At 71.6% G+C, this 23,941-nt stretch carries 20 protein-coding genes, 5 tRNA genes and 1 riboswitch; of the genes, 13 read left to right on the top strand and 12 right to left on the bottom strand.

Annotation, left to right across the window (positions count from 1 at the left end; all coding sequences use genetic code 11):
* Positions 1–94: 94 nt before the first annotated feature.
* Positions 95–213, bottom strand: a riboswitch (guanidine-I (ykkC/yxkD leader).
* A 147-nt stretch (positions 214–360) separates the two neighbouring features.
* The 6 genes from ACWD12_RS38610 to ACWD12_RS38585 all read right to left on the bottom strand — a co-directional run bounded on the left by ACWD12_RS38610 (position 361) and on the right by ACWD12_RS38585 (position 4,741).
* Positions 361–1,521 (bottom strand): PP2C family protein-serine/threonine phosphatase, encoded by a 1,161-nt coding sequence (locus ACWD12_RS38610; protein WP_450103543.1) that lies wholly within the window; start codon positions 1,519–1,521, stop codon positions 361–363.
* A 253-nt stretch (positions 1,522–1,774) separates the two neighbouring features.
* Positions 1,775–1,846 (bottom strand) — tRNA-Val (locus tag ACWD12_RS38605).
* Positions 1,847–1,947: 101 nt separating this feature from the next.
* Positions 1,948–2,022 (bottom strand) — tRNA-Val (locus ACWD12_RS38600).
* A gap of 38 nt (positions 2,023–2,060) precedes the next feature.
* A tRNA-Cys gene (locus ACWD12_RS38595) sits at positions 2,061–2,131 on the bottom strand.
* Positions 2,132–2,184: 53 nt separating this feature from the next.
* Positions 2,185–2,257 (bottom strand) — tRNA-Gly (locus tag ACWD12_RS38590).
* A 432-nt stretch (positions 2,258–2,689) separates the two neighbouring features.
* The gene (locus ACWD12_RS38585; protein WP_450103542.1) at positions 2,690–4,741 is read right to left on the bottom strand and encodes a DUF4328 domain-containing protein; all 2,052 of its coding nucleotides are present in this window, start codon (positions 4,739–4,741) and stop codon (positions 2,690–2,692) included.
* A 382-nt stretch (positions 4,742–5,123) separates the two neighbouring features.
* Here ACWD12_RS38585 and ACWD12_RS38580 point away from each other — a divergent pair, with 382 nt between their 5' ends.
* From ACWD12_RS38580 to ACWD12_RS38570, 3 genes are all read left to right on the top strand, one after another.
* The gene (locus ACWD12_RS38580; protein ID WP_450103541.1) at positions 5,124–6,161 is read left to right on the top strand and encodes a chorismate-binding protein; all 1,038 of its coding nucleotides are present in this window, start codon (positions 5,124–5,126) and stop codon (positions 6,159–6,161) included.
* Positions 6,158–6,991 (top strand): aminotransferase class IV, encoded by an 834-nt coding sequence (locus tag ACWD12_RS38575; protein WP_450103540.1) that lies wholly within the window; start codon positions 6,158–6,160, stop codon positions 6,989–6,991. Before ACWD12_RS38580 ends, ACWD12_RS38575 begins: the two co-directional genes overlap by 4 nt.
* A 134-nt stretch (positions 6,992–7,125) precedes the next feature.
* Positions 7,126–7,953 (top strand): GNAT family N-acetyltransferase, encoded by an 828-nt coding sequence (locus ACWD12_RS38570; RefSeq protein ID WP_450103539.1) that lies wholly within the window; start codon positions 7,126–7,128, stop codon positions 7,951–7,953.
* Between the two features lie 85 nt (positions 7,954–8,038).
* Here the strand turns inward: ACWD12_RS38570 and ACWD12_RS38565 are convergent, their stop codons facing one another.
* Complete coding sequence (locus ACWD12_RS38565) at positions 8,039–8,560, bottom strand: DsbA family protein (protein ID WP_450103538.1); 522 nt, start codon at positions 8,558–8,560, stop codon at positions 8,039–8,041.
* 105 nt (positions 8,561–8,665) lie between these two features.
* Here ACWD12_RS38565 and ACWD12_RS38560 point away from each other — a divergent pair, with 105 nt between their 5' ends.
* Complete coding sequence (locus ACWD12_RS38560) at positions 8,666–9,193, top strand: hypothetical protein (RefSeq protein ID WP_450103537.1); 528 nt, start codon at positions 8,666–8,668, stop codon at positions 9,191–9,193.
* A 546-nt stretch (positions 9,194–9,739) separates the two neighbouring features.
* On the opposite strand, the gene ACWD12_RS38555 is transcribed toward ACWD12_RS38560, so the two are convergent.
* Positions 9,740–10,153: an SsgA family sporulation/cell division regulator gene (locus ACWD12_RS38555; RefSeq protein WP_231779752.1), complete on the bottom strand. Its 414-nt coding sequence runs from the start codon at positions 10,151–10,153 to the stop codon at positions 9,740–9,742.
* Between the two features lie 556 nt (positions 10,154–10,709).
* On the opposite strand from ACWD12_RS38555, the gene ACWD12_RS38550 reads away from it, so the two are divergent.
* The 3 genes from ACWD12_RS38550 to ACWD12_RS38540 all read left to right on the top strand — a co-directional run bounded on the left by ACWD12_RS38550 (position 10,710) and on the right by ACWD12_RS38540 (position 12,709).
* Positions 10,710–11,177, top strand: a complete 468-nt coding sequence (locus ACWD12_RS38550; RefSeq protein ID WP_450103536.1) for a TIGR02611 family protein — start codon at positions 10,710–10,712, stop codon at positions 11,175–11,177.
* 48 nt (positions 11,178–11,225) lie between these two features.
* Positions 11,226–11,297 (top strand) — tRNA-Val (locus tag ACWD12_RS38545).
* Positions 11,298–12,064: 767 nt separating this feature from the next.
* Positions 12,065–12,709 (top strand): DedA family protein, encoded by a 645-nt coding sequence (locus ACWD12_RS38540; protein ID WP_450103535.1) that lies wholly within the window; start codon positions 12,065–12,067, stop codon positions 12,707–12,709.
* A 46-nt stretch (positions 12,710–12,755) separates the two neighbouring features.
* On the opposite strand, the gene ACWD12_RS38535 is transcribed toward ACWD12_RS38540, so the two are convergent.
* The 3 genes from ACWD12_RS38535 to ACWD12_RS38525 all read right to left on the bottom strand — a co-directional run bounded on the left by ACWD12_RS38535 (position 12,756) and on the right by ACWD12_RS38525 (position 14,637).
* Entirely contained in the window at positions 12,756–13,439 is a 684-nt protein-coding gene (locus tag ACWD12_RS38535; protein ID WP_358357469.1) for a DUF305 domain-containing protein, read from the bottom strand.
* Positions 13,436–14,140: a DUF3105 domain-containing protein gene (locus tag ACWD12_RS38530; RefSeq protein ID WP_358357466.1), complete on the bottom strand. Its 705-nt coding sequence runs from the start codon at positions 14,138–14,140 to the stop codon at positions 13,436–13,438. The genes ACWD12_RS38535 and ACWD12_RS38530 overlap by 4 nt, the downstream gene beginning before the upstream one ends.
* Before the next feature lie 98 nt (positions 14,141–14,238).
* Positions 14,239–14,637, bottom strand: coding sequence for a hypothetical protein (locus ACWD12_RS38525; protein ID WP_450103534.1), 399 nt, complete (start codon positions 14,635–14,637; stop codon positions 14,239–14,241).
* 284 nt (positions 14,638–14,921) lie between these two features.
* Between ACWD12_RS38525 and ACWD12_RS38520 the strand changes: the two genes are divergently transcribed.
* The 6 genes from ACWD12_RS38520 (at position 14,922) to ACWD12_RS38495 (ending at position 22,841) form a co-directional block, all read left to right on the top strand.
* On the top strand, positions 14,922–16,466 hold the full coding sequence (locus tag ACWD12_RS38520; protein ID WP_450103533.1) for a DUF4153 domain-containing protein: 1,545 nt from the start codon (positions 14,922–14,924) through the stop codon (positions 16,464–16,466).
* A 65-nt stretch (positions 16,467–16,531) separates the two neighbouring features.
* A complete protein-coding gene (locus tag ACWD12_RS38515) occupies positions 16,532–17,962 on the top strand; it encodes a DUF4153 domain-containing protein (protein WP_450103532.1) in 1,431 nt (476 codons plus the stop codon).
* Between the two features lie 100 nt (positions 17,963–18,062).
* On the top strand, positions 18,063–20,042 hold the full coding sequence (thrS, locus tag ACWD12_RS38510) for a threonine--tRNA ligase (protein ID WP_450103531.1): 1,980 nt from the start codon (positions 18,063–18,065) through the stop codon (positions 20,040–20,042).
* 147 nt (positions 20,043–20,189) lie between these two features.
* On the top strand, positions 20,190–20,768 hold the full coding sequence (locus ACWD12_RS38505) for a TetR/AcrR family transcriptional regulator (protein ID WP_450103530.1): 579 nt from the start codon (positions 20,190–20,192) through the stop codon (positions 20,766–20,768).
* A gap of 82 nt (positions 20,769–20,850) precedes the next feature.
* Positions 20,851–21,612, top strand: coding sequence for an SDR family NAD(P)-dependent oxidoreductase (locus tag ACWD12_RS38500; protein ID WP_450103529.1), 762 nt, complete (start codon positions 20,851–20,853; stop codon positions 21,610–21,612).
* Between the two features lie 680 nt (positions 21,613–22,292).
* The gene (locus tag ACWD12_RS38495) at positions 22,293–22,841 is read left to right on the top strand and encodes an HIT family protein (RefSeq protein ID WP_450103528.1); all 549 of its coding nucleotides are present in this window, start codon (positions 22,293–22,295) and stop codon (positions 22,839–22,841) included.
* 86 nt (positions 22,842–22,927) lie between these two features.
* Here the strand turns inward: ACWD12_RS38495 and ACWD12_RS38490 are convergent.
* On the bottom strand, positions 22,928–23,941 hold a 1,014-nt coding region (locus tag ACWD12_RS38490), incomplete at its 5' end, for an IS110 family transposase (RefSeq protein WP_450103527.1).

Raw genomic sequence — 23,941 nt, 5'->3', positions numbered from 1 at the left:
CTGCTGCGCGTGACGGCCGCCGCGTTGTGGAGGTGCTGATGATGCGTCACGGGCGCTCCCCGGGACCGGGATCCGGACGTGCCGGATCGACCTGGCCTCCCGGGCTTTTCTCCCGCCGTGGAACGGGGCCGACGCATGGCCCCGCCTGCGGCTCTCGGACCAGTCCCGCCGGCGCTCTCGGCACCGAGCGGCGGAACCCTAGCCGCGCCCCGCCGTCGCGGCGGGTCGTGACCTAGTAGAGGGACGGCCTGTTTCCGCGGACGCCCTCACATGTTGCGCATGTGTGAAAGAGATTTGACGGTGCACCCGAACGGGCGGGTGAACACGCCTGTCTGGCAGGCGAATTGCCCGAGTTGGGGATCAGATGGGCAGCATGCGGCGGCGCGTCCCGGCGGGAGTCTCGCGGCGGGGGCGCTGGAGGACGAGCGCCGCGGCGTCGTCCTGCAACGGCCCGCCGGTGTGCCCGCGCAGGTCGCTGTACAGGTGCAGCACGATGTGCTGCGGCCACGCGCGGCTCCACCCCGCGAGCCGGGCGGCGGCGGGGTAGAACTGTCCCTCGGCGTCCCGTGCCTCGCTGATGCCGTCGGTCGTGGCCACCAGGGTGTCGCCGGCCTCGAACGCGATCTCGTGCTCGACGTACTTCACCCCGCCCGGATACAGCGGGGCGAGGCCGAGCGGCGGTGCGATGTCACCGAGTTCGATCTCGGTCGCGGAGCCGTCGCGCAACATGATGGGCTGCGTGTGGCCGCACGTGATCAGGCGCAGCCGGTCCGGCTCGTCGAACGCCATCAGCAGCGCGGTCGCGAACCGCTCGCCGGGCGGCCCGGTGCGCTCCGAGGTGAGGCGGTGGATACGCCCCTCCAGGCGCGACGCCACCTCGGTCAGGTCCTTCTCGTGGTACGCCGCCTCGCGGAACGTCGCCATCAGCGCCGCCGCGGTGTTCACCGCGGGCAGGCCCTTGCCGCGCACGTCGCCGATCAACATGCGGATCCCGTGCGGCCCGTCGACCACGGCGTAGAAGTCGCCGCCGACCAGCGTCTCCGCCTCCGCGGCCATGTAGAGGCTCGCCAGGTCCAGCCCGGGCAGCCGGGGCGGGACCGGTTCGAGGACCGCGCTCTGCAACGTCATCGCCACCGAACGGGCGTGTCTGAGCTGGGCTTCCCGGCGCAGGCGCGTGGAGGTCACGCCCAGTGCCACGAGCCCGAGCGAGCCGATGACCGCGACGTGGATGAACTTGGAGGTGACGGTGGTCGATTCGTACCAGGTGACCAGGACCACCGCGCTCACCGTCGCGGTCAGGGCGACGCCCGCCACCTGGCGCCGACTGCAGACGCCGGCGGCGGCCGGGGCGACCAGGCCCAGGGCGACGGCGCCGGGGATGGCCGGGTCGATGAGGGCGTCGATGACGGCGATCGCCAGGATCGCCGCGTACGCGGCGAGCGTCGCACGGCGGTCGCCGAGCGAGGGCTCTGGGCCGATCGCCCCCCGGTCGGCGGCCGGCCGCAGGCGTCTGAGGGTCATCGGCGTGCCTGTCGGTCGAGGAATGTCTCGTCACGGCCCGGAGGACGGGCATGTCATGGTAGCCGGGCCAAAGCCGCCGCCGCCGAAACCGAGAATGCCCCCACCCGGTATCACTCCGGGCCCGCGCCGGGACCGCCGCATGCCCGGTGCCCGTGCCGGTACGTGTGCCCGTGCGACTGCCCGTGCGCATGCCCGCATGAGTGCGAACACGAAGAAGGGCCGCAGGAGTTGCCTCCTACGACCCATTCGTCGGTGCGCGATACTGGGATTGAACCAGTGACCCCCACAGTGTCAGTGTGGTGCTCTCCCGCTGAGCTAATCGCGCGGGACGGATCTTGCGATCCGCACAGATGCTACTACGGTTGCCGCGCCCCTCATGAACAGGGCCACCTCGGAACGAGATCCAGGCGGCCCGATCGATCGGGGTGGTGCGCGATACTGGGATTGAACCAGTGACCCCCACAGTGTCAGTGTGGTGCTCTCCCGCTGAGCTAATCGCGCGGGGAAGATCATTCCGGCGGACCGGAACTCTCTTCTCGAGGTGGAGACGGGATTTGAACCCGTGTAGACGGCTTTGCAGGCCGTTGCCTCGCCTCTCGGCCACTCCACCAAGCGCGGGACCGGGTGGGTGGTGACCCACGGCGACCCCACAGCCATCTTCCGAGCGGACGACGAGATTCGAACTCGCGACCCTCACCTTGGCAAGGTGATGCTCTACCAACTGAGCCACGTCCGCGTGTCGGGCGGCGTTTCCGCTTCCCGGCGACGAGAAGAACTTTAGCGGAAACCGAGGCCAGGACAAATTCCGTTTCCCTGCGGTCCACCCTCGGGGTGAAATGTCCGCTGCCCGGTCCTCGCCTCGAACCCGCAGGTCAACGAGCCGGTGACGGGTCGCGCGTGGGATGCCGGGCGGGGTATTCGGGGGCCGCATCCGTTCACAACCGGGACACATCCGGGACGTCAGGACACGTCCGGGCCGCCCGGAATGCGCGACCCGGGACACGAATCGTGAGCGGACCGATCACGGGCGGCGGGCACGTCAGTGGGCATGCCGGGGGCACGGCGGGGAACACGGGGTGGTGCGTGCGGGGTGGGTGGGAACGGCTACGCCCCCGCGGCCCGGTAGGGCCGCGGGGGCGTTCGCGGGCGTGCCCGATGTCGCCGAAGGCTACGGCCTCGTGGTCGGCGGCTCGTCGGCGGGCGGGGCGTCCTCCGACGGGGTGTCCTCCGACGGGGCGTCGGTCGGCGGAGTGTCGATCGGGAGGATCATCGTGCCGGCCTCCGGCTCCGCCTCGGAGGTGGGCTCCGGGGTGGTCTCGGAGGATGCCTCGGAGGATGCCTTGGAGGTGGGCTCGCGGTCGGAGTCGGTGCTCGGTGCCGCTTCGTCGTCACGGGCGACGACTTCGGTCGGTGCCGCTTCCTCGCGCGGCGTCTCGGCGGTCTCGGCGGGCGCGTCCGGCTCGGGAGCCCGGTCCACGACCTCGGTGGGCGCGGCGGATGCGGCGGACGCGGATGCCGGGGGCTCGTCGGGCGTGACGGGGATCGCGGGGAGGATGGTCGTGCCCGCTTCGGGCTCCGGCTCGGCCGCGGGCTCGTGCTCGCGTACCGGCTCGGCTGCCGCTTCGGCGTCGGCTTCGGCCGCGGGCTCTTCCGGACGCTTGGTGAGCGTCAGGGGAGAAGCCTCTTCCTCGTGCGGACCCGACTCGGCCGCTGCGGCCGACTCGGTCGCCGGGAGAGCCCCGGCCGGTGTCTCAGCCGGGGTTTCGGCCGGGGCTTCGGGTGTCGGGAATGCCTGCGGCTCGGGCTTCTCCAGCGACGGGGCCGGAGCCGACGCCGCGGTCGGGAACGCCTCGGGCTCCTCCGGCAGGGAGGGCGGTGCCTCGGCCGGGCCCGACGCGAAGGCCGCCGGTTCGGACTCGGCGGGCGAAGCGGCCGGTGCGGCCGCGGGGGCCACGGGGGCGACCGTCGGGGGAGCGGTCGGCATGGCGGGCGGCGCCTTCGGCGCGGGCGGCGCCGCGTCCTGCGGTGCACTCGGTGCCGGCACGGGAGCGGAAGCGGGTGCCGCGAGGGGACCGGGCGTCGGGCCCTGGCTCGGGGCGCCGGTCCACGCCGCCGCCGCGGCGGCGTCGTGCGGCAGGCCCAGCGCCGCGAAGGCCTGCGCCTCACGGGCGTGCTGGAACGCGGTGATCTTGCGGACCACGAAGACCGCGGCGATCGCCGCGAAGATGGTGAGGACGGTCAGCCCCCCGGACACGTAGTCGGCCGTACGCAGGTCCTTCGCGTCGTCGAAGACGATGTCGTCCTCCGACGGGTACAGGAAGGCCGCGCCGACGGGTGTCCAGACCGCGAGCACGAACAGGATCCACCACGTCCACAGCAGCGGCTTGCGCCCCGGCGTCGCACCGCCGCGCTCCGCCGCCTGCGGGTCGCTCGCCTTCCAGATGTCGTGCGCGATCTGCTTCGGGAACCACCACCACACGACCGGGCAGAACCAGCCGCCGATCGCCCAGCCCTTGGCCAGCGTCTGCTGTGACGGGCCGAACAGTTCGACGTTGCCGCGCGCCCGGTAGAACCAGATGACGAACACCACGACCGTCGCCAGCATCACGACGCCTTCGAACGCCGTCGCAGCGGTGACGAAGTTGTCCGCGTTGTCCGCTTCGCCGCCGGTGACCGAGCCGGGGTCGTCGATCAGGTCGCTCAGCAGCGAGGCACGCATGAAGTACGAGACCAGGCTGACCACCGCACCGAGCGAGGTGACGCCCAGCAGCACGTACAGCGAGACGGCCAGGCCCTTGAGCGGCTTGAAGGGCTGCGGCGGACGCCAGGTGTAGCCGGCCTGCGGGTACCCGGGCGCACCCGGGTACGGCTGCTGCGCGCCGGGGTAGCCCGGTCCGCCGTACGGCATCTGGCCGGGGACCTGACCAGGCAGCTGGCCCGGGGCTTGACCGTACGGCGCCTGCTGCGCGGCGTACGGGTTCGGCGTGCCGTACCCGGGTGCCTGCGGACCGGCGGTGCCGTAAGGATTCGGCGCGGCGTAGGGGTTCTGCGGGTGCGCACCCTGTCCGGGGCCGGGCTGCCCGTACGGGGCCGCCGGGGGCTGGGGAGCCGCCGAGCCGCCCACGGGGACAGGCGCCGGCGGGGGCGCGGCCAACGCGGTACCGCAGTGCGAGCAGCGGTCGGCCTGGGTGGACCAGGTGCCGCAGGCGGGACAGAGCACGAATGGAACCCTTCAGTTACATGCAGACCAGAGAGCAGAGCCGACAACATATGCCGGGGGCCGGGGCGGTCGGGCGGTCCACTGGGCGCGGATCCCTCGCCGCCCCCGGCGGACGGCACGGGCGCGACAGTTTCCCCTCGCCCCCTGACACCGCATCATGCCGTGCGCGGAGATCCGCGGGAACGGGTGGCCGGATCCCGATGTCGCGGAACCCCGTTCGCGGACCGGCATCTGTCCGGAACGTCCTTACAAACGTCCTTACAATAAGGTGCTCGCCACAATTGCTCGCCACCATAAAAGGTGCCCGCCGCCGACCGGCGTCGGGCCGATCCCAGACGGTCGGATCCGCCGCCCTGCGAATCCCGTGGAACCCCGTGAACGCGTGAACGAACTCCCCGCCCTCGCCCACCTCGGCGGTCGCCTCGCGACCGGACTGCGTGACGTCACCGACGATCCCGCCGCGCTGGACTCGCGCGGCTTCTGGGCGGTCGTCGTCGACTTCGAGGGCGGTGTCGTGTGCGCGCGCTTCGACGACGTACGCGAGGCCCCACTCCCGCCCGCGCCCTGGCACGGCCCGCAACCGGACGCGTGGACGACATCGCTGGACGCGGACGCGTACCGGGACGGAGTGCGCCGCATCCGCGCATACATCGAGCAGGGCGAGGTCTACCAGGTCAACCTGTGCCGCATGCTGACCGCGCCGCTGCCCGATCCCGCCCGTGCGGACATCGTCGGCCTCGCGAGCCGCTTGGCGCTGGGCAACCCCGCGCCCTACGGCGGTGTCATACGCCTGCCCCGACACGGCGTGCAAGTCGCATGCGCCTCGCCGGAGTTGTACCTGCGCCGCCGCGGCCGCCACGTCGAGTCCGGGCCCATCAAGGGCACCGGGCGCACCGAAGCCGACCTGCTGCCCAAGGACTTCGCCGAGAACGTCATGATCGTCGACCTGGTCCGCAACGACCTCGGCCGGACCAGCGAGGTCGGCAGCGTGACGGTGCCCGAACTGTGCATCGTCGAGAAGCACCCGGGCCTCGTCCACCTCGTCTCCGTCGTCGACGGGCGGCTCACCGAGGACGCCGGTTGGCCGGAACTCCTCGCCGCGACCTTCCCGCCCGGATCCGTCAGCGGCGCGCCGAAGTCCAGCGCGCTGCGCGTCATCGCCGAACTCGAGCCGGTCCCGCGCGGCCCCTATTGCGGCGCGGTCGGCTGGGTCGACGCCGACCGCCGCGAAGCGGAACTCGCGGTGGGCATCCGCAGCTTCTTCGTCGACGCCGAGGGGCGCCTGCGTTTCGGTACGGGCGCCGGCATCACGTACGGTTCGGACCCGCAAGGCGAGTGGGACGAGACCGAACTGAAGGCCGCGCACCTGCTCAGAGTCGTGGCCGGCGACACCCGCCACAGAACCGAGGGAGACGTATGAAGATCTGGCTGGGCGACGGCACCGGCGGCGGCCTGGTCCACGAGGAGGACGCGACCGTCTCCGTCGTCGACCACGGATTCACCGTCGGCGACGGCGTGTTCGAGACCATGAAGGCCACCGGCGGCCAGGCGTTCGCGCTCACTCGGCACCTCGACCGGCTCACCCGGTCCGCCCGCGGCCTCGGCCTGCCCGACCCGGACCTCGCCATGGTGCGCGAGGCGTGTGCGGAGGTGCTGGGGGCGAACGCGCTGGAGGGGATGGGGCGGCTGCGCATCACGTACACCGGCGGCCCGTCGCCGCTCGGCTCCGACCGCGGCGCGGCGCCCGCGACACTCGTCGTCGCGCTCTCTCCCGCGAAGACCCACCAGCCCACGACGGCCGTGGCCACCGTGCCCTGGACGCGCAACGAGAACTCCCCGACCACCGGCCTCAAGACCACGAGCTACGCGGACAACGTGGTGATGCTCGCGCGCGCCGCCAAGCAGGGCGCGTCCGAGGCGCTGTTCGCGAACACCGCAGGCCTGCTGTGCGAGGGGACCGGCTCGAACGTGTTCGTCGGCGTCGGCGGACGCCTGCTCACCCCGCGGCTGGAATCCGGCTGCCTTGCGGGCGTGACGCGCGCACTGGTCCTGGAGTGGACGGATGCCGAGGAGGCCGACCTGCCCTACTCCGTACTCGGCGAGGCCGACGAGATCTTCGTGACCTCGTCCCTCCGCGACGTGCAGGCGGTGCACCGCGTGGACACCCGCGACCTCGCCGCACCGGGACCGCTCACGCGGGCAGCAGCCGAGGTGTTCGCGACGCGCTCCGCGGCCGACATCGACCCCTGACCGTCGTGGCCGTGCGCAATTCTCGGCCGTGCACATGTCATTCGCCGGTGGCATCCGCCGCGGTCGCCGCGCGTTGATTGACCGGCTCCCGTCGTGGGCAGCACCACCTCGACGGACGAGGGGAGGGAAGCCGGGTGACCACCACACTGCGGCCCGCTCCGCCGGGGACTCGGGCGGAGGTCGAGACCGGGGACTGGTACGCGATCTGCGCCAACGGGCGCCCGATCGGCCGCCTGCATCTGGCCGCGGGCGGGCGCTGGGGCGACGGCACCGGCTGGATCGACCACATCGAGGTCCTCGCGTCCCGCCGTCGGCGCGGGCACGGCTGCGTCGCGCTGCTCACCGCCGAGGAGGTGTTGCGTCGCCTCGGCTGCGGGCGCGTGGCCGTCGAGGTTCCGGAGGGGAACCTGCCCGGGCTCCGCCTGGCGACGTCGCTGGGCTACGTGTTCGACAGCCGCTATCTGGTCGCGCGGGTGCGGGGCGGACTCGGCGCCGAGCGTACGCCGCCCGAACCGCCTTCCGGAATGACGCTCGCCCCCATGTCCGCGAGTGCCCACGAGAAGTGGCGCGAGGACGCATGGCGCCGCTACGTCGCCCTGCTCACCGGCCTCGGCTGGTCGCGGCGCGCCGCCGAATCACGTGCCTGCGCGCGGCTGTCCGGCGGCGAGACCAGCGCGTACGAGCTGTGCGACGCGGCGGGAGCGCGGGCCGGGGCGGTGTGGCTCGATCCGTCCCCGACGGTTCCCGGGCGCGCCGAGGTGCGCGCGGTCGAGGTGTACGACGCGTGGCACGGGCAGGGGCACGGCAGACTGCTGTTGCGCACCGCCGAACACTTCGCGTACACCGCCGGCCTCGGCGAACTCGGCCTCGAACTCGTCGGCCCGGTCCCGGCCGCACGGCACATAGCCGCGGCCCTCGGCTACCGCACGCAGGCGCGGCAACTCGGGAAGATGATCCTTTAGCGCGAGGTGCGTCGGCGGCTGTATCGCCGTGGTTGTCAGCGCCCTGAGCAGTGCCCTGCTCAGCGCCCGCTGTGCCCAGCTGCGCCTAGGTGTGACGGTCCGCGGCGCGGTCGGTCAGGATCGCCTCGATCTGCTCGCGCAGCCTGGTCTGGTCCTTGCTGCCGTCGAGCAACTTGCCGGCCACCTCGTAGGTGGGCGTGCCCTTGACGCCGATGGCCGCCCCCTCCGCTTCGTCCGCATCCACCTGCAGAATGTGGCGGCCGTCGATGAGCGCGAGTTCCATCTCGTCCGCGTCCAGACCCAGCCCGCGCGCGATGTCCACGAGAAGCTTCTCCGCCGCCGCACCCTTCGCCGCCGCGAGTTCCGCGACGCGCACGAGGACGGCTTCGACGTACGCCCACAGTTGGCCCTGCGCCCGCGCCTCCTCGGCGGCCTGCGCGGCGAGATGCGCGTGCTTGTGCTTCTCCAACGGGAAGTGCCGCAGCTCCACCATGAGTTCGGGGCCGAACCGGTCGCGCAGCACGGCCACGTCGGCGAGCGCGGCACGGCAGTCGGGGCATTGCAGTTCGCACCAGAAGTCCAGGCGCAGCGGAACGGGAGCACTCATGCCGCGATTCTCCCAGGTCGGAGATCGTGACTCGTACGCGCGGACGACGCCACAGCAGTGCACGGGGGGCACTATGGGAGGTGTCCGACGCGGAGGGAGCGCGAGATGTCTGACGCAGGCATTGTCACGGGGGCGGTGTGCGCGGCGTTGACCGGGCTCGGGCTCGTGCTGGCCGTACGGTCCGCACAAGCCGGCAGCTATCTGCGTGCGACACGTTGGGTGGGCATCGCGCTCATCCCGGCCGGCCTCTACCTGACCGGGCTGGCCACCCTCGCGCGGCGGGTGGGCGACGCCGCCGCGGACTGGGCGACCGACCTGGTGTTCGGCATCCGTGCGTGGGCCGGGGTCGCGGTCCTCGCCTTCGCGGTGACGCTGCTGCTGCTCGTGCGCGCCATCGGTTCGCGGCGCGGCGGTGCGGAGGAGGAGGCGTCCGGTCCCGCCTCGCTGACCGGTGCCGGGACGACGGCGCGGGGACTGCCGCCGACTGCCGGGAGCGCGGCGCGTACCGCCGGGCAACCGCAGGCGCAGCCGAAGGCCAAGCCCGCCAAGCAACCCAGGTCGCGGCGCGGGGACAGCGGTTTGGGCGACGAGTTCGCGGACATCGAGGAGATCCTGCGCCGCCGCGGAATCTGACGAGGCGATCCGCCGGAAATAGCCGTCACGGATAGCGTTGAACGCTATGTCGCGATGCACGCTGTGAATCCGGTCACTCGTGCGGGATGCGCGGGTGCGGATATGTATGCGCGAATAACCGGGAAGTTCACCTAATTCCCGGGCGGCTTCCGGACGCCTGCGCGGGCAGCCGCCCGCACCCGATCGACGGATCCGGATCTCGCCGCGGATCAATCGCTTTCGGGCACAAGTCGAACGCGACCCGAACCGGACTCGAACCGGAAACGTCGCGGTTCCGTGAAAATGCGGACCCAAACGTCGTACGCGAGCCGCCCGGCGACCGCCGGACGGGACCCGGCCGCGCCGACGGCCAACCGTCTCGGCGGCCCCGGATGTGCCGAGGCCGACCGGACCCTCTTCCCCGAGTGGGAGGCCCGGTCGGCCTCGGGTGATGCGTTTGCGGTGTCCCGCGGAGGACGAAATCCCGCCGCCGTGACCCGACGCAAGGCGCCTGTCCGGACGGCCCGTGGAGACCGGCCGTGCAGGCCGACGGCGGCGGGCGGGAGGTCAGCTCTCCGCGAGGATCTGCGAGAGTTCGCGGTCGAGATCGAAGTAGCGGTGTTCGGCACCGGGCGCGACCGCGGCGTTGGTGCGCTTGAGGAAGGATTCGAGCGCCCTCGCGGGAGCTTCCAGGAGCGCTTCGCCCTCAGGGGAGCTCAGCGCGATACACACGATGCCCTGACCGTGGCTTCGGGACGGCCACACGCGGACATCTCCGGTACCCGAGGGCTGGCGCAGCCCTTCGGCGAGCAGGTCGCGGGCGAACACCCAGTCGACCGTCTCATCGGCACCGGTGTGGAAAGTGGCATGCACCGCGTAGGGGTCCGACGAGTCGTAGCGCAGTCCCGCGGGGACGGGAAGCGAAGACTCGGCGGAGACGACGAGGCGCAGGTGCAGCTCGCAGCTGACCGTGGTGTTCATAAGCGCCATGGCCTTTCGCTCAGTGTGCGCTCGGGGATTCGCACTCGGCGTTCGCAACATCCCACCTACGCGCGGTTCGTAAACGTCGTTGCCCGATATACGCGCCTCTGGGTACTCCTTAAGAGCGAAGTACCCGCGAAACACCGCAATGAGGCCGGTCAGCCCATCGGGGGAGGGCCTCGCGGGCACTCCCGAGGCGAATCGCGGGGGCTCTCCGGCGGTGTGTTGCGGGTCTGTCCCGGACGCGTACCGGATGTGTCCCGAAGGGGCCGTACGGGTGGCATACGGGCTGTGGCGGGCCGGTCGCGTGGTGTACCCCAACAGGGGGACGGTTTGTTCTGCGACGCTTGTATCCGAACCGATGTGCGTACGGGGCCTGTGCCCTCAGGGCGCCCCCTTGTAGCGTGGTCCCTCCCGCACGCGAAGGCCCACGTTACGGGGCCCGGGACGGCGTGGGCGACACGGCGCGAACCCACGCCACCAGCACCGCATCAGCACCGAACCAGCACGGCACAAGCACAGCGCGACGGATATGCACCGAGAAAGGGGACCCACGATGGACACGGGGGCCGCAGGCGCCACCAACAAGGCGCAGGAGACCGACACCGTCGCGCCGGCGGCGACGGAGGGCGCGGAAGCCGCGGAGTCGGCGGTGCCGAAGCCCCGCGGGCACGGTTCCCGCGCGCCTCACTTCATCAAGCGCTCCCGCACGCTGCACCTGACGTGGCAGATCGGTGTCGCGATCGTCGGCTTCGCGGTGATCGTCGCGGGCCTGATCATGATGGTCATCCCGGGGCCGGGCATTCCCGCGGTCCTGGTGGGCCTGGCGATCCTCGGCACCGAGTTCGTGTGGGCGCAGCGCACGCTGCTGTGGACGAAGGACCAGGCGACGAAGGCCGCGCAACGGGCCCTCGACCCCAAGACGCGCCGCCGCAACCTGATCATTCTGATCGTCGGCGTCGTCCTCATCGCCGCGGCCGCGGGCCTCTACCTGTGGAAGTACGGCCTGGCCATGCCCTTCTGAGGGCGGCACGACGACCCCCTGCCATGCGGTAAGGTTCTTACCGCGCCCGGGCGATTAGCTCAGCGGGAGAGCACTTCGTTCACACCGAAGGGGTCACTGGTTCGATCCCAGTATCGCCCACGAGCGCGAGGGCGACCCATGTCCGCAGAAAGCGCGGACCGGGTCGCCCTCGTTGTTTTTGGCGGCTTCGCCGCGGCGGGGGCTTCGCCACCCGCACCCCCTGTCGGGGGTTCTGGTCAGGTGAAGCGCAGACCCCCGCGCCCCGGCAAGCGTGGGCAGCTGCGGTGGGCTCGCCTTCGGCTTCGCGCCGGTGGGCTCGCCTTCGGCTTCGCGGCTATAGGTGGTGCTCGCCTTCGGCATCGCGTGGTGGCTTGCCTGCGCGACGCTTTCCGAAGCCCGCGCGAATCTGTGCCGGCGGTTCAGCGGCTGGCCGGGGAGGCAGTTGGCCGAGGCGCAGGGATCTGCAGCTCGATCTGCGCGCGGTGTTGATGCGCTGGTCGGAGCAATCGCCGTACTCGGCGCCTCGGTCGACATCAACGTCTTGACCGTCGCTCGAGGCAAGTCCGCGCTCGCCGATGCGAGTTGCTCCTCGAACAGCAGCCGCTACTGTTCGGCACCACGATCAAACCCCGAGGACGCGACCCGCGAACGAGAACTTCCACCAGTCCGAAGCCGTAGGCGAGCGAACCCCCTCTCCGTCGCAAGGCCGAAGGTGGGGGTACGGCTGGGGTCGTGGGTCTGCTGTGGGTGGGTGTCGAGGGTGGGCTGGTGTCGTTGGCGGGTGGGGTTTTGGGACCCGCCGTCGGTGGTGGTCGGGCGGCGCGCGATGATCGGTCGGTGACCGACACCGACCATCCCTGTACAAACCGGTGGACCGGAGGCACGCAGTGACCGCGGCCGGGACAGGCCTGCTGTTCTCGCCTTGGCTGTGGCTCGTACTTCCGCTGACTGTCTGCGCCGACTCTGTTGTGCCGGTGATTCCGGGCGACGAACTGGTGATGGCCTCTTCGGCCGTGGGGCGCGGAAACTTCGGATACTTGGCGTTGGTGCTGCTGCTCGCGGCGGTCGGCGCCTTTGTTGGTGACCAGTGCGCTTACGCGGTGGGCCGCGCGGGATTGCGGCGTGGTGGCGACATGACGTTGGGGCCTCGCCGGCAGAAGGCCTTCGACCTTGCGGAACGCGCGCTCAATCGGGGTGGGATGGCCGCGTTGGTCGCGGCCCGGTTTCTGCCCGGGGGGCGTACCGCGGTGAACATACTCGCGGGGCGCGTGGGTTATCCGCCGAGACAGTTCCGCGCGGCGACGCTGGTGGGGGCCGGCATATCCGTGTCGTACGCGCTGACCCTGGGGGCACTCGCCGGCAAGTACGTGCACGACAGCCCGCTGTTCGTGGCTGTGTGCGGCATGTTGCTGGGGGCGTCCGTACCGCTGCTGGTCGGCATACCCGCGCGAATCGTCAAGGTCGTGCGGCGCCGGCGGGGTGGGGCGGCGCAGGAAGAGGTTGCTGCGGAGGCCGGGGCGGAGGCCGGCTGACCGACGGCGAGGGCCGGGTACGCGGTGCGTACCCGGCCCTCTCGCGTCAGGCGCCGCGCTTGGCCAGCAGGTCGCGCATCAGGTCCATCTCGGACGTCTGTCCGTTGACCATCTTCTGCGCGAGGTTCTTGACCTGCGGGATCGTGGCGCGGTTGGCGGCATCCTGGGCCATGGCGACGCCCGCGGCGTGGTGCTTGATCATCAGTTGCAGGAACAGCACCTCGGCCTCGCGGCCCTTGACCTGGGCGAGGCGTTCCATCTCGGCCTTGGTCGCCATGCCCGGCATGCGGGGGGTGTCCGGGCCCGGAGTGCCCATCTGGTGGCCCATGGCCGCCATGCCCTCGGGTGACATCCAGGTCATCGGCGGGCCGGTGGTCGTCTGGGTCAGGCCCCAGAGGTCCAGCCAGCCGAACATCTGGCCTTCCTGGTTCTTCTGGGTGGTCGCGATGTCGTACGCGAGGCTGCGTATCTCCTCGTCCTCGGTCTGCACCCGGACGATCATCGACATGTCCACCGCCTGCGCGTGGTGCTCCTTCATGTCGCGGGCGAATCCGGCCTCGACGGAGTTGTCGGCGGGCGGGTTCGCCACCGCGGCGGGCGCCAGGCCGATGACCGTGGGCGGTGCCGAAGGCGCCGAGGCCTTGCCGTCGTCGGAGTCGCAGGCCGCGAGTACGGGCAGGGCTATGAGGGCGGTCGCGGCGAGCGCGATCGCCTTGGTGCGGAAGGTCACGCCGGCTTCCCCACTCCGCCCGTGCACGCCGCGCCCTGTTCGGGGGTCTGCGGGCCGTTGCGGTACAGCTTGATGAACTCGTCCAGGCGCGGGTCGTCGACGCTGTCCAGCGGGAGCTGGAGGCCCCAGGCGGTGGCGTTGACCGGCTTGGGCATGCCCGAGTAGGGCGTGAGCAGCATGTACGGCTGGTTGGCCTTCGCCTTCAGCTTCTCGATCTGGTCGGCGGGCAAACTGGGGTCGTAGGTGATCCACACGGCCCCGTGCTCCAGCGAGTGCACCGCGTTGCGGTTCTGGACGGGCTTGTCGTATATGCCGCAGTTCAGCCAGCGCTGGTCGTGCTTGCCGCCGACCGGCGGGACCTGCTTGTAGTCCACGCCCGAGCCGACGTGGTCGCGCGACGCGGTGTAGGCGACGACGCCGGGGATGGTGCTGGAGACGTTGCCTGCGACGGTGACCTCGGCGTCGATGGAGCCCGCGGGGCCGCTGTCGCCGTCGTCGGAGGTCATGACGATCGCCGCGAGTCCCGCGATCACGCCTATCGCGACGACCGCGGCCGCCGAACCGATGAATATCGAGCGTCGGCGCGCGGCCTTGGCCTCGCGCTCGCGCTGTTCCGCGACGCGCTGGCGCGCGGCGGCCATCTTCGCGTTCTTTGCGGCTTTGTTCTGCTTCTTCGAGCTGCCCGGCTGCTGCGGCCCCATGGTTCCCTCCGGGGAAAAGTGTGTGGGTGTAAGCGGGTGTGCGGACGCGGCCGTCCTGGCCCTGCGGGTGCGGGGCCGGGCGGTCGCAGGGGCCGCTTCTAGGTGCGACTGACGCAAAGGCCGGTCAGATCGGTGGGCACCGCGCTGGGCGAGCTGGCGAGCGCGGGGCCGGTGCCGTCCGGGTCGAGCAGCCACGGCGGGACGAACGAGCCGAGCGGTGCCGGGAGTACCGGCGGGATCGGCGGGACCGTCGACGGCGTGCAGACACTGACCTCGGATCCGCAGCCCTGGGGGTTGCCCTGCGAGTCGCTCGGGCTCTTCGCGTGGTACGGGCAGGCCAGGGGGCCGGCGGAGGACGGCGGCGGTGGCGCGGGGGCCGGCTCGGCCTGGGCGGGGAAGGTCCCGCCGATCAGCGCGCCCAGCATGAGCAGCGCCACGGCCAGCGCTCGGACGGCGGGCCGCAGCGGTGCGGCCTCTGGGTCCGTCCGATGCATCACGCGCCCATTCTCACCCGAACGGGCGAGCGATCTCGACGCCGGGAGGGATATTTACCCGACTGGAAGGGTAGAGCCGGCCGGTTACATGCGACAAAGCGGTTGATGGGGGTCACTCCCGGCGGAGAATCGTCCGCCGATTCCGCACATGATCTTCACGGGCGCTCCGCAGAAGAGCCCCGGAATCCGCGCATCGCCCTTCTACGGTTCTCGTCAAGTCGCCGACGGGGGCGGTGCCTTCGGCGGTTCCCCCGGCATCGGCAGACGGGGACGATGCAGGGGGAGCCGTGGACGACGCGCATGTGCCGACGTACGACGAGGGGCCCGGAACGGGCATATCCGGCCACAAGGAATCGGCCCAGGGGGCGCCTGCGGCGGTGCTGGCGGGCACAGTGGTCACGGCGCTGCTGGCTGCGGTGTTCGCGGTGTCGGAGGGTCTGGGGGCCAACGCGCTCATCATCGCTGCGGCTGTCGCCGTGACGGCGGCGGTGGGCGTACGCGGCCGTCGAATACGCCCGTGGACGCTGATCTGGGCCCTCGGAGGCGCGGCCCTCGTCGCCGTCCCGCTGTGGCACGGCAACACCTGGCTCCACCCCCTGACCCTGGCCGTGGCCCTCGGGGCCGCCTCGGTGGCGTTGGCCGGCGGCCGGACCTGGTGGCAGATCGCCACCCGTCCGTTCGCGTTGCTGCTCCTCGCGCCGCGGGGTGTGCTGTGGGTCTACCGGGGGCTGGCCAGGGTCCTGCCGCGGAGGCGGGGCAGCGCGGGCGCGGCGTTTCGGGCGGTCGTGCTGACCGCCTTGGTGACGGCCGTGTTCGCGGCGTTGTTCGCGGCCGCCGACGCGGTGTTCGCCGAGTTGCTGAGCGGACTGGTGCCCGGGGGCGAGATATTCGTCCGGGCCTTCCTGGCGGCGCTGGGTGTTGCGTTTGCCGCGGGTGCGGCGTCGGTCGCGTTCGATCCGCCGCGCGGGGGTCTGTGGCGGGAGCCGAACGTTCCGCGCGTACCGGTGCGGGGGCGCATGGAGTGGGCGGTGCCCCTGGCGGTGCTCGACGTGCTGTTCGCGGGTTTCGTCGTGGTCCAGGTCGTGGTGCTCTTCGGTGGTGTCGACGGGCCGCTCGACGACGCGGACACCACGCGCGCCGAGTATGCGCGCGAGGGGTTCTGGCAGTTGTTGTGGGTCACGGTGCTCACGCTCGTCGTCATCGCGCTGGTGATGTACGTCGTGCCGCGCGACCGGCCGGCCGACCGCAGCCTCGCGAAGCGGCTGGTCGGCGTACTGGCGGTGCTCGCGCTGGCGGTCGGTGCCGCGAGCCTGTACCGCACGGACGCGTACATCGACGACTTCGGCCTCAGTCGCTCGCGCCTGGTGATGGCCGGTGCCGAGTTGTGGATGTGCGTCGTGCTCGTGTCGGTACTGGCCGCGTTGGTGTGGCGGGCGGTGGTGGCGGCGCTGCCGCGTACGACGGCCGTGGCCGCGCTGGTCACCGTCGTGGTGGTCGCGGCGGCCTCGCCGGACGCGATGGTGGCCGATCAGCGCGTCAGCCTGTACGAGCGGACCGGGCGGCTGAACCTGGAGTACGTGCGGGGGCTGGGGGTTGACGCGGTCCCCGCCCTCGACCGCCTGCCCGAGCCGGTCCGGTCGTGCGCGCTGCGCGACATAGCCGCCGATCTCGCCGACGGCGATCGGCCCTGGTACGCGACGAGCCTGGCCCGCGAGCGCGCCGAGCGGATCCTGCGCGATAGGCCGGTGCGAGCGAGCGCGAGCTGCCCGTCTCTGCTGTCGCCGGGCTACGGAACGACGCGCGCGGGGGACGTCCCGGCGGGGCGGCGGTGATCCCGGACGACGGCGAGGCGTTGCGACGCACCCAAGATGCGCCGCAGCCTGGGGCGCTTGTTGCCGTGCTCGGTATTGCGGTGGCCGCGGGTGCCTGGTCGGCGGCCACGTTCCATGACGCGATGGGCGCCAACCTGCTCGTGGCGGCCGTCCTCGCGGCCTGTGCGGCGGTGGTGTCGCGGGCGGGTACCGGGCAATTTCGGGTGCGCGGCGGGTGGGGAGTCGTGTGGGCGGTCGTGGCACTCGCGTTCGCGGCGCTGCCCACCTTGCGGGACGACAGCTGGCTGCACGTGTACACGACCATGGCCGCATTGGGCTTCGGTTCGCTCGCCTTGTCCGGGGGCGTCGGGTGGCGGGCCGTGCTGGCACGGCCGTTCGCGGTGGTGGGGGCGTTGAAGCCGGGTCTGGGGTGGGCCGGGCGGGGGTTGGCGGCGGCGGTCGCGCGGCGTACCTCGGCCCGTCGCCTGGCGTGGGCGCTTGTCGCCACTGTCGTGGTGGTCGTGGTGTTCGGCGGATTGTTCGCGGCTGCCGACGCGGTGGTGGCGGCGTTGGCCGACGACGCGTTCGGGGCGGTCGATCCGGCCCGGGAACCGGTGGCGTACACGACGGGCACAACGGCGTTCGTGTTCGTGCTGGCCGCCGCGTCCCTCGCCGCGCGCCCGCACACCGTCGAGCACAGAGCACGGCGGGGACGCGTTCTGCGGGTGGTCGAGTGGGCGTTGCCGCTGTTCGTGCTGAACGCCGTCTTCGCGGTCTTCGTCTACGTGCAGATTGCGGTGGTCGTTTTCGACGGCTACCAGGACGTGTTGGCGCGCAAGGGCGTCAACTACGCCGACTATGCCCGCCAGGGGTTCTTCACGTTGCTGGTGGTCACCGCGCTCACGCTCGCGGTCGTCGCCACGGCGTCGCGCTTCGGGCCTCGGAGGGGCGCACCCGGGCGACGGCTGTTCGAGGCGCTCTTGGCCACACTGTGTGTCCTGGCCCTGGCGGTGGTCGTCGCCGCGCTGCACCGGCTTGAGCTGTACGTCGAGTACTCCGGCCTCACACGCCTGCGGACCTGCGCGGCCACGCTCGAACTGTGGCTGGGCGTGCTCTTCGTGCTCGTCCTGGCCACCGGCCCGTGGGAGCGTGCCGCACGGCAGCTCCCGCGGCTCGCGGGCGTCACGGGCGCGGCGATCCTGTTCGGCCTCGGCCTCGCGTCCCCCGATCAGCTGATTGCGCGCGTCGGTGTCGAACGCCAGCGCGACACGGGCGTGGTCGACGTCCGCGACCTGCACGGCCTGTCCGCGGACGCCGTGCCGTGGCTCGACCGGCTCCCGGAGCCGCAGCGGTCGTGCCTGCTGCGGCCGATCGCCGCGGACCTCGGCAGGGCGGACGAGCCCTGGTACGCCACCAACGCGGCCCGCGCCCGGGCCCGCGAACTGCTCGCCGAGCGCCCGCCGCGGCCCGGACCGCCGTGCGAGGAGCGGGAGTACCGGCCGTCGTCCCGGGACTAGCCGGCCGGCAGGGCGCCGGCGGCGGATCGACCGAGGCGCGAGGTGCCTCCGTACCCCGATAGCATCGGAGCACCAATCACCCCCATGTCAGGAGATGGCCGTGTCCGACGCCCGAGTGATCATCAAACGCGACCCGGAGCGGGAAGAGCGCTTGGTGGCCACGGGCACGACGGCCGCCGACCTCTTCGACGGCGACCGTTCGGTGGTGGCCGCTCGTGTGGGCGGTCAGCTCAAGGACCTCGCGTACGTCGTGGCGGACGGCGACGAGGTCGAGCCCGTCCCGATGGACTCCGAGGACGGCCTGAACATCCTGCGGCACTCCACGGCGCACGTGATGGCGCAGGCCGTGCAGGAGCTCTTCCCCGAGGCGAAGCTCGGCATCGGCCCGCCCATCAAGGACGGCTTCTACTACGACTTCGACGTCGAGACCCCGTTCCACCCCGACGACCTCAAGCGCATCGAGAAGAAGATGCAGGAGATCATCAAGCGCGGCCAGCTGTTCTCGCGCCGCGTGGTCGCCGACGAGGACGCGCGCGCCGAACTGGCCGGGGAGCCGTACAAGCTGGAGCTGATCGGGCTCAAGGGGTCTGACGCGACCAGCGACGACGGCGCGAACGTCGAGGTGGGCGGCGGCGAGCTGACCATCTACGACAACCTCGACGCGAAGACCGGCGAGCTGTGCTGGAAGGACCTGTGCCGCGGCCCGCACCTGCCGACGACGCGCAACATCCCGGCGTTCAAGCTGATGCGCTCGGCGGCGGCGTACTGGCGCGGCAGCGAGAAGAACAAGCAGCTCCAGCGCCTGTACGGCACCGCGTGGCCGAGCCGCGACGCGCTCAAGGCGCACCTGACCTTCCTGGAGGAGGCCGAGAAGCGGGACCACCGCAAGCTCGGCAGCGAGCTGGACCTCTTCTCGATCCCCGAGGAGATCGGGTCGGGCCTGGCGGTCTTCCACCCCAAGGGCGGCATCATCCGCCGCGTGATGGAGGACTACTCGCGCCGCCGCCACGAGGAGGCCGGCTACGAGTTCGTCTACACGCCGCACGCGACCAAGGGGAAGCTGTTCGAGCTCTCCGGGCACCTGGACTGGTACGCCGACGGCATGTACCCGCCCATGCAGCTCGACGAGGGCATCGACTACTACCTCAAGCCGATGAACTGCCCGATGCACAACCTGATCTACCGGGCGCGCGGCCGTTCCTACCGCGAACTCCCCATGCGGCTCTTCGAGTTCGGCACGGTGTACCGGTACGAGAAGTCGGGTGTCGTGCACGGCCTCACGCGCGCGCGGGGCTTCACGCAGGACGACGCGCACATCTACTGCACCAAGGAGCAGATGGCCGGCGAGCTGGACTCGCTGCTCACCTTCGTGCTGAACCTGCTGCGCGACTACGGCCTCGACGACTTCTACCTCGAGCTCTCGACCAAGGACCCGGAGAAGTACATCGGGTCGGACGAGGACTGGGAGGAGGCCACCGAGACGCTGCGCGCCGCCGCCGAGAAGCAGAACCTCGACCTGGTGCTCGACCCGGGCGGCGCGGCGTTCTACGGCCCGAAGATCTCGGTGCAGACGAAGGACGCGATCGGGCGCACCTGGCAGATGTCGACCATCCAGGTCGACTTCCAGCTGCCCCAGCGCTTCGACCTGGAGTACCAGGGCGCGGACGGCAACCGGGCCCGCCCGGTCATGATCCACCGCGCGCTGTTCGGCTCGATCGAGCGGTTCTTCGCGGTGCTGCTGGAGCACTACGCGGGCGCGTTCCCGGCGTGGCTGGCGCCGGTGCAGGTCGTCGGGATCCCGATCACCGACGCGCACATCCCGTACCTCCAGGAGGTCGCGGCGAAGCTGCGCGCGAAGGGCATCCGCGTCGAGATCGACACGGCGGACGACCGCATGCAGAAGAAGATCCGCAACGCGCAGAAGGCGAAGGTGCCGTACATGCTGCTGGCGGGCGACGAGGACGCCTCCAACGGCGCCGTGTCGTTCCGCTACCGCAACGGCGAGCAGAAGAACGGCATCCCGGTCGACGAGGCGGTCGCCGAGATCGTGAAGGCGGTCGAGGAGCGGGTGCAGGTCTGAGCAACCGGTGGCAGGCTCCCCGACGGGCGCCTGCCGCCGCGGTGCATTGTGCGGGGTCGGACACCACTGGGTGTCCGACCCCGCAGTCGTTTGCCCGGACGGCCTTCTTTCTTGACCAAGCGTTCTGGATAGGGATAGGTTTCCGGCATGGCAAGGACCAAGGAGTTCGACCCGGACGCGGTGTTGCAGCGGGCCCTGGAGCTGTTCTGGCAAAAGGGGTACGAGGCGACGTCGATGGCCGATCTGGTCGAGCACTTGGGCATCGCCCGGGCGAGCGTCTACGCGACGTACGGCGGCAAGCGGGACCTGTACGCCAAGGCGCTGGACCGCTACCTGGAGAACGGCATCGACTTCGTGGGCCTGATGTCGCAGCCCGGCCCGGTGCTGCCGGCGATCCGCGCGCTGGTCGGGCGGTTCGCCGAGGAGGCCGGCCGGGACACCGCGAAGCGCGGCTGCTTCCTGGTGAACACGGCTGTCGAGATGAGCGCGCACGATGCCGGGCTGGCCCACAAGGTCGCCTCGACGTGGGACGTCATCGAGGCCGCGCTGCTGTCCGGGCTCACCCGCGCGCAGGCGCAGGGCGAGATCCCGCCGGACCGCGATCCGCGCGCGATCGCCCGGTTCCTGCTCACGGTGCTCCAGGGCATGCGCGTGATGGGGAAGGCCAGTGCCGACCCCGCGCGGATGCGGGCGACCGCGGAGCAGACCCTTTCGGTGCTCGTCTGACCCGTACACGTTTCCGGCGTGGTCCGTCGGGCTGTTTTTGTGTCCGAATACTAGATCGATCGTTCTTGAATAAGGAGTCGTCATGTCCGCTCGATTCACCGGCAAGGTCGCCGTCGTCACCGGCGGAGGCAGCGGCATCGGCCGTGCCACCGCGATCGCGCTGGGCGAGGAAGGCGCCGCGGTCGTCGTGGCCGGCCGTACCGCCGCCGAACTCGCCGACACCGTGGCGCTCGTGGAGAAGGCCGGCGGCGCCGCGACCGCGGTCGTCGCCGACGTGACGCGCGAGGACGACGTCGCACGCCTGGTCGCCACCGCCGTCGAACGCCACGGGCGTCTCGACGTGGCCGTCAACAACGCGGGCGTCTTCGGTCCGGCCGGCCCGCTCGCCGAACTCGACACCGACGCGTTCCGGCACGTGCTCGACGTCAACGTGACCGGCGTCTTCCTCTCGATGAAGCACGAGATCGCGCACATGCGCCGCAATGGCGGGGGCACGATCGTCAACGTCGCGTCGAACATCGGCAACCACGTGCGCCTGCCGGGCGTTTCGGCGTACGCGGCATCCAAGAGCGCGGTCAGCGTCCTGACGCGCGCCGCCGCGCTCGATCACATCGGGGAGGGCGTACGCATCAACGCGGTCAGCCCCGGCGCCAACGACGGACCGATGTCATCGCTGCCCGGCGAGACCCCGGAACAGCGCGACGCCCGCATCACGCCGCGCATCCCGCTCGGCCGGGTCGGCGCGATGCACGAGGTCACCGGCACGATCCTGTGGCTCGCGTCGGACGAAGCGGGGTTCGCGGTCGGCACCGACGTGGTCGTCGACGGCGGCGCGAGCGCCTGAGAGGGCGTGGCGGCCGGCTCCGCGCCGACCCCGTTGAGCACCACGGTTCCGGACTCGTGGTGCAGGTAGACGGCGGAGTCCGAGCCCCGCACCCAGGTCCCGGAGGCCGGCACCAGGGCCGCGAGGGGCGCCGGGAGGACGGCGCCGGGCGCGGCGGCCGGCAGCCACGGGCCGGGCAGCGCGGACTCCACGTGCGCGGGGTCGGCGCGGACCACGGCGTAGTAGGCGAGGTCGGCGGGATCCGCCTTGCTGATGCGCCCGTAGGCGGGGGAGCCCGGCACCTTGGTGCACCACGTCGCGGCCCGGATCGGGCCCAGCGCGGGAAAGGCGGCGGCGAGGCCGCCGGGGTTGTCCGCGACCGGATCGCAGCGGTACAGGGCGTCGTCGGCGGCCTCGTCCTTCATGGCCTTCTCGGCCACGGCGGCGACGGAGTACGCGCCCACCGCGACGACCGCCAACGCTCCGAGCACTCCCACGGAAGCGCGCAGCCGTCGACCTGTTCCCATCAACGCCCCCGAGCCCGCGACCGCACCGCGCCAACGGGGACGAGTATGCCGTGCCCGGCCCCGCGCCACCCCGGTGGACCGGTCCGCGCGGGCACTTGCGCGCGCTCCGGACCAGTGTGCCGTCAGTCCACCCGTGCGCTGATCGCCGGGGCCCGGGGTCATAGGATTCCCATCATGACGAGCGAGCCGGAGCAGCAGACCGGGGTGGGCGAGCCGGACGCGTTTCAGCGTCTTTGGACCCCGCACCGCATGGCGTACATCAAGGGGGAGGGGAAGCCGACCGGTCCTGCGCCCGACGACGGGTGCCCGTTCTGCCAGATCCCCAAGATGGACGACGAGTCCGGCCTGATCGTGCGACGCGGCGAGGCCGTGTACGCGGTGCTCAACCTGTACCCGTACAACGGCGGCCACCTCATGGTCGTCCCTTACCGGCACGTCGCCGACTACACCGACCTCGACCCCGCGGAGACCGTCGAGCTCGGCGAGTTCACGAAGCGGGCGATGACCGCGCTGCGCAAGGCGTCCGGCGCGCAGGGGTTCAACATCGGCATGAACCAGGGCCACGTCGCGGGGGCCGGGATCGCCGCGCACCTGCACCAGCACCTCGTGCCGCGCTGGGGCGGCGACACGAACTTCATGCCCGTCGTCGGCCACACCCGTGTGCTGCCGCAACTGCTCGCCGAGACGCGGGCGATGGTCACGGACGCGTGGCCGTCGGACTGAGGCGTCCCTGAACCGCCACCGAGCCGCCGACGAGCCGGACCCCGCGCGCTCGCCGCACCACTGATCCAGGAGTCTCAATGACGAAGTCAAGCCGCTTGCGTGGCCGGCGGGGCGGGGGTGAAGACCCGTCCGTCACGCAAGAGTGCCCACAGCACGCTCGCTCGTCGGCGGGCGAGGGCGATGACGGCTTGGACGTGTTTGCAGCCCTCGGCGCGCTTCTTGAGGTAGAAGTCCCGGTTCGGTCCGTCGCGGATGATGCTGGTCTGCGCGGACATGTAGAACACCCGGCGCAGGCGGCGGCTGTAGCGCTTGGGCCGGTGCAGGTTGCCGGTGCGGCGGCCGGAGTCGCGCGGGACCGGCACGAGCCCGGCCGCGGAGGCCAGGTGGCCGGCGTCCGCGTATGCGGACAGGTCGCCGGCGGCGACCACGAACTCGGCGCCGAGTATCGGCCCGATACCGGGCATCGACTCGATGACCTCCGCCTGCGGATGGGTGCGGAAGGTTTCGCGGATCTCTCGGTCGAGGTCCTTCAACCGGTCGTCCAGGGCGAGGATCCGCCCGGCGAGGTCGGCCACGATCCGGCCCGCGACGTCCTCGCCGGGCAACACGGTCTGCTGGGCCCCGGCAGCTTCCAGCGCGGTGGCGGCGACCGCGTCGGCACCGCGGACACCGCGGTTCGCGAGCCAGGCCGTGAGCCGGGCCCGACCGCGCCTGCGGATCGCAGCCGGCGTCTGGTAGCCGGTCAGCAGTACCAGGGCGCCCTTGTGGGCGGAGTAGTCGAACGCCCGCTCCAGCGCAGGGAACACGCCGGTCAACACGTCGCGGAGCCGGTTGACCATCCGCACCCGGTCGGCCACCAGGTCCGAGCGGTGCGCGGTCAGCAGCGCAAGGTCCGCAGCCAACTGGGCAGGCACGTCGATCGCGGCGAAGTCACCGCGATGGCGGGCTGTCTCCGCGATGACGTAGGCATCGCGGGCGTCCGTCTTCGCCTCGCCGCGGTAAGCACCCGACATGCGGTTCACCGTCCGGCCGGGGACATAGACCGCCTGCTGGCCGTGCGCCGCGAGCAGCGCCAGCAGCAGCGCGGACGACGTGCCGGA

Source organism: Streptodolium elevatio (assembly GCF_053592165.1).
Note: the sequence above shows the minus strand (reverse complement) of the source record. Positions and strands in the feature narration are given on the sequence as shown.

Bases quoted from the DNA above. Each gene is read 5' to 3' on its own strand.
- ACWD12_RS38550 (WP_450103536.1), top strand. From the start codon at position 10,710: ATGGACACGGGGGCCGCAGGCGCCACCAACAAGGCGCAGGAGACCGAC.
- ACWD12_RS38500 (WP_450103529.1), top strand. From the start codon at position 20,851: ATGTCCGCTCGATTCACCGGCAAGGTCGCCGTCGTCACCGGCGGAGGC.
- ACWD12_RS38565 (WP_450103538.1), bottom strand. From the start codon at position 8,560: ATGAGTGCTCCCGTTCCGCTGCGCCTGGACTTCTGGTGCGAACTGCAA.
- ACWD12_RS38610 (WP_450103543.1), bottom strand. From the start codon at position 1,521: ATGACCCTCAGACGCCTGCGGCCGGCCGCCGACCGGGGGGCGATCGGC.
- ACWD12_RS38495 (WP_450103528.1), top strand. From the start codon at position 22,293: ATGACGAGCGAGCCGGAGCAGCAGACCGGGGTGGGCGAGCCGGACGCG.
- ACWD12_RS38555 (WP_231779752.1), bottom strand. From the start codon at position 10,153: ATGAACACCACGGTCAGCTGCGAGCTGCACCTGCGCCTCGTCGTCTCC.
- ACWD12_RS38530 (WP_358357466.1), bottom strand. From the start codon at position 14,140: ATGGGGCCGCAGCAGCCGGGCAGCTCGAAGAAGCAGAACAAAGCCGCA.
- ACWD12_RS38575 (WP_450103540.1), top strand. From the start codon at position 6,158: ATGAAGATCTGGCTGGGCGACGGCACCGGCGGCGGCCTGGTCCACGAG.
- ACWD12_RS38560 (WP_450103537.1), top strand. From the start codon at position 8,666: ATGTCTGACGCAGGCATTGTCACGGGGGCGGTGTGCGCGGCGTTGACC.
- ACWD12_RS38505 (WP_450103530.1), top strand. From the start codon at position 20,190: ATGGCAAGGACCAAGGAGTTCGACCCGGACGCGGTGTTGCAGCGGGCC.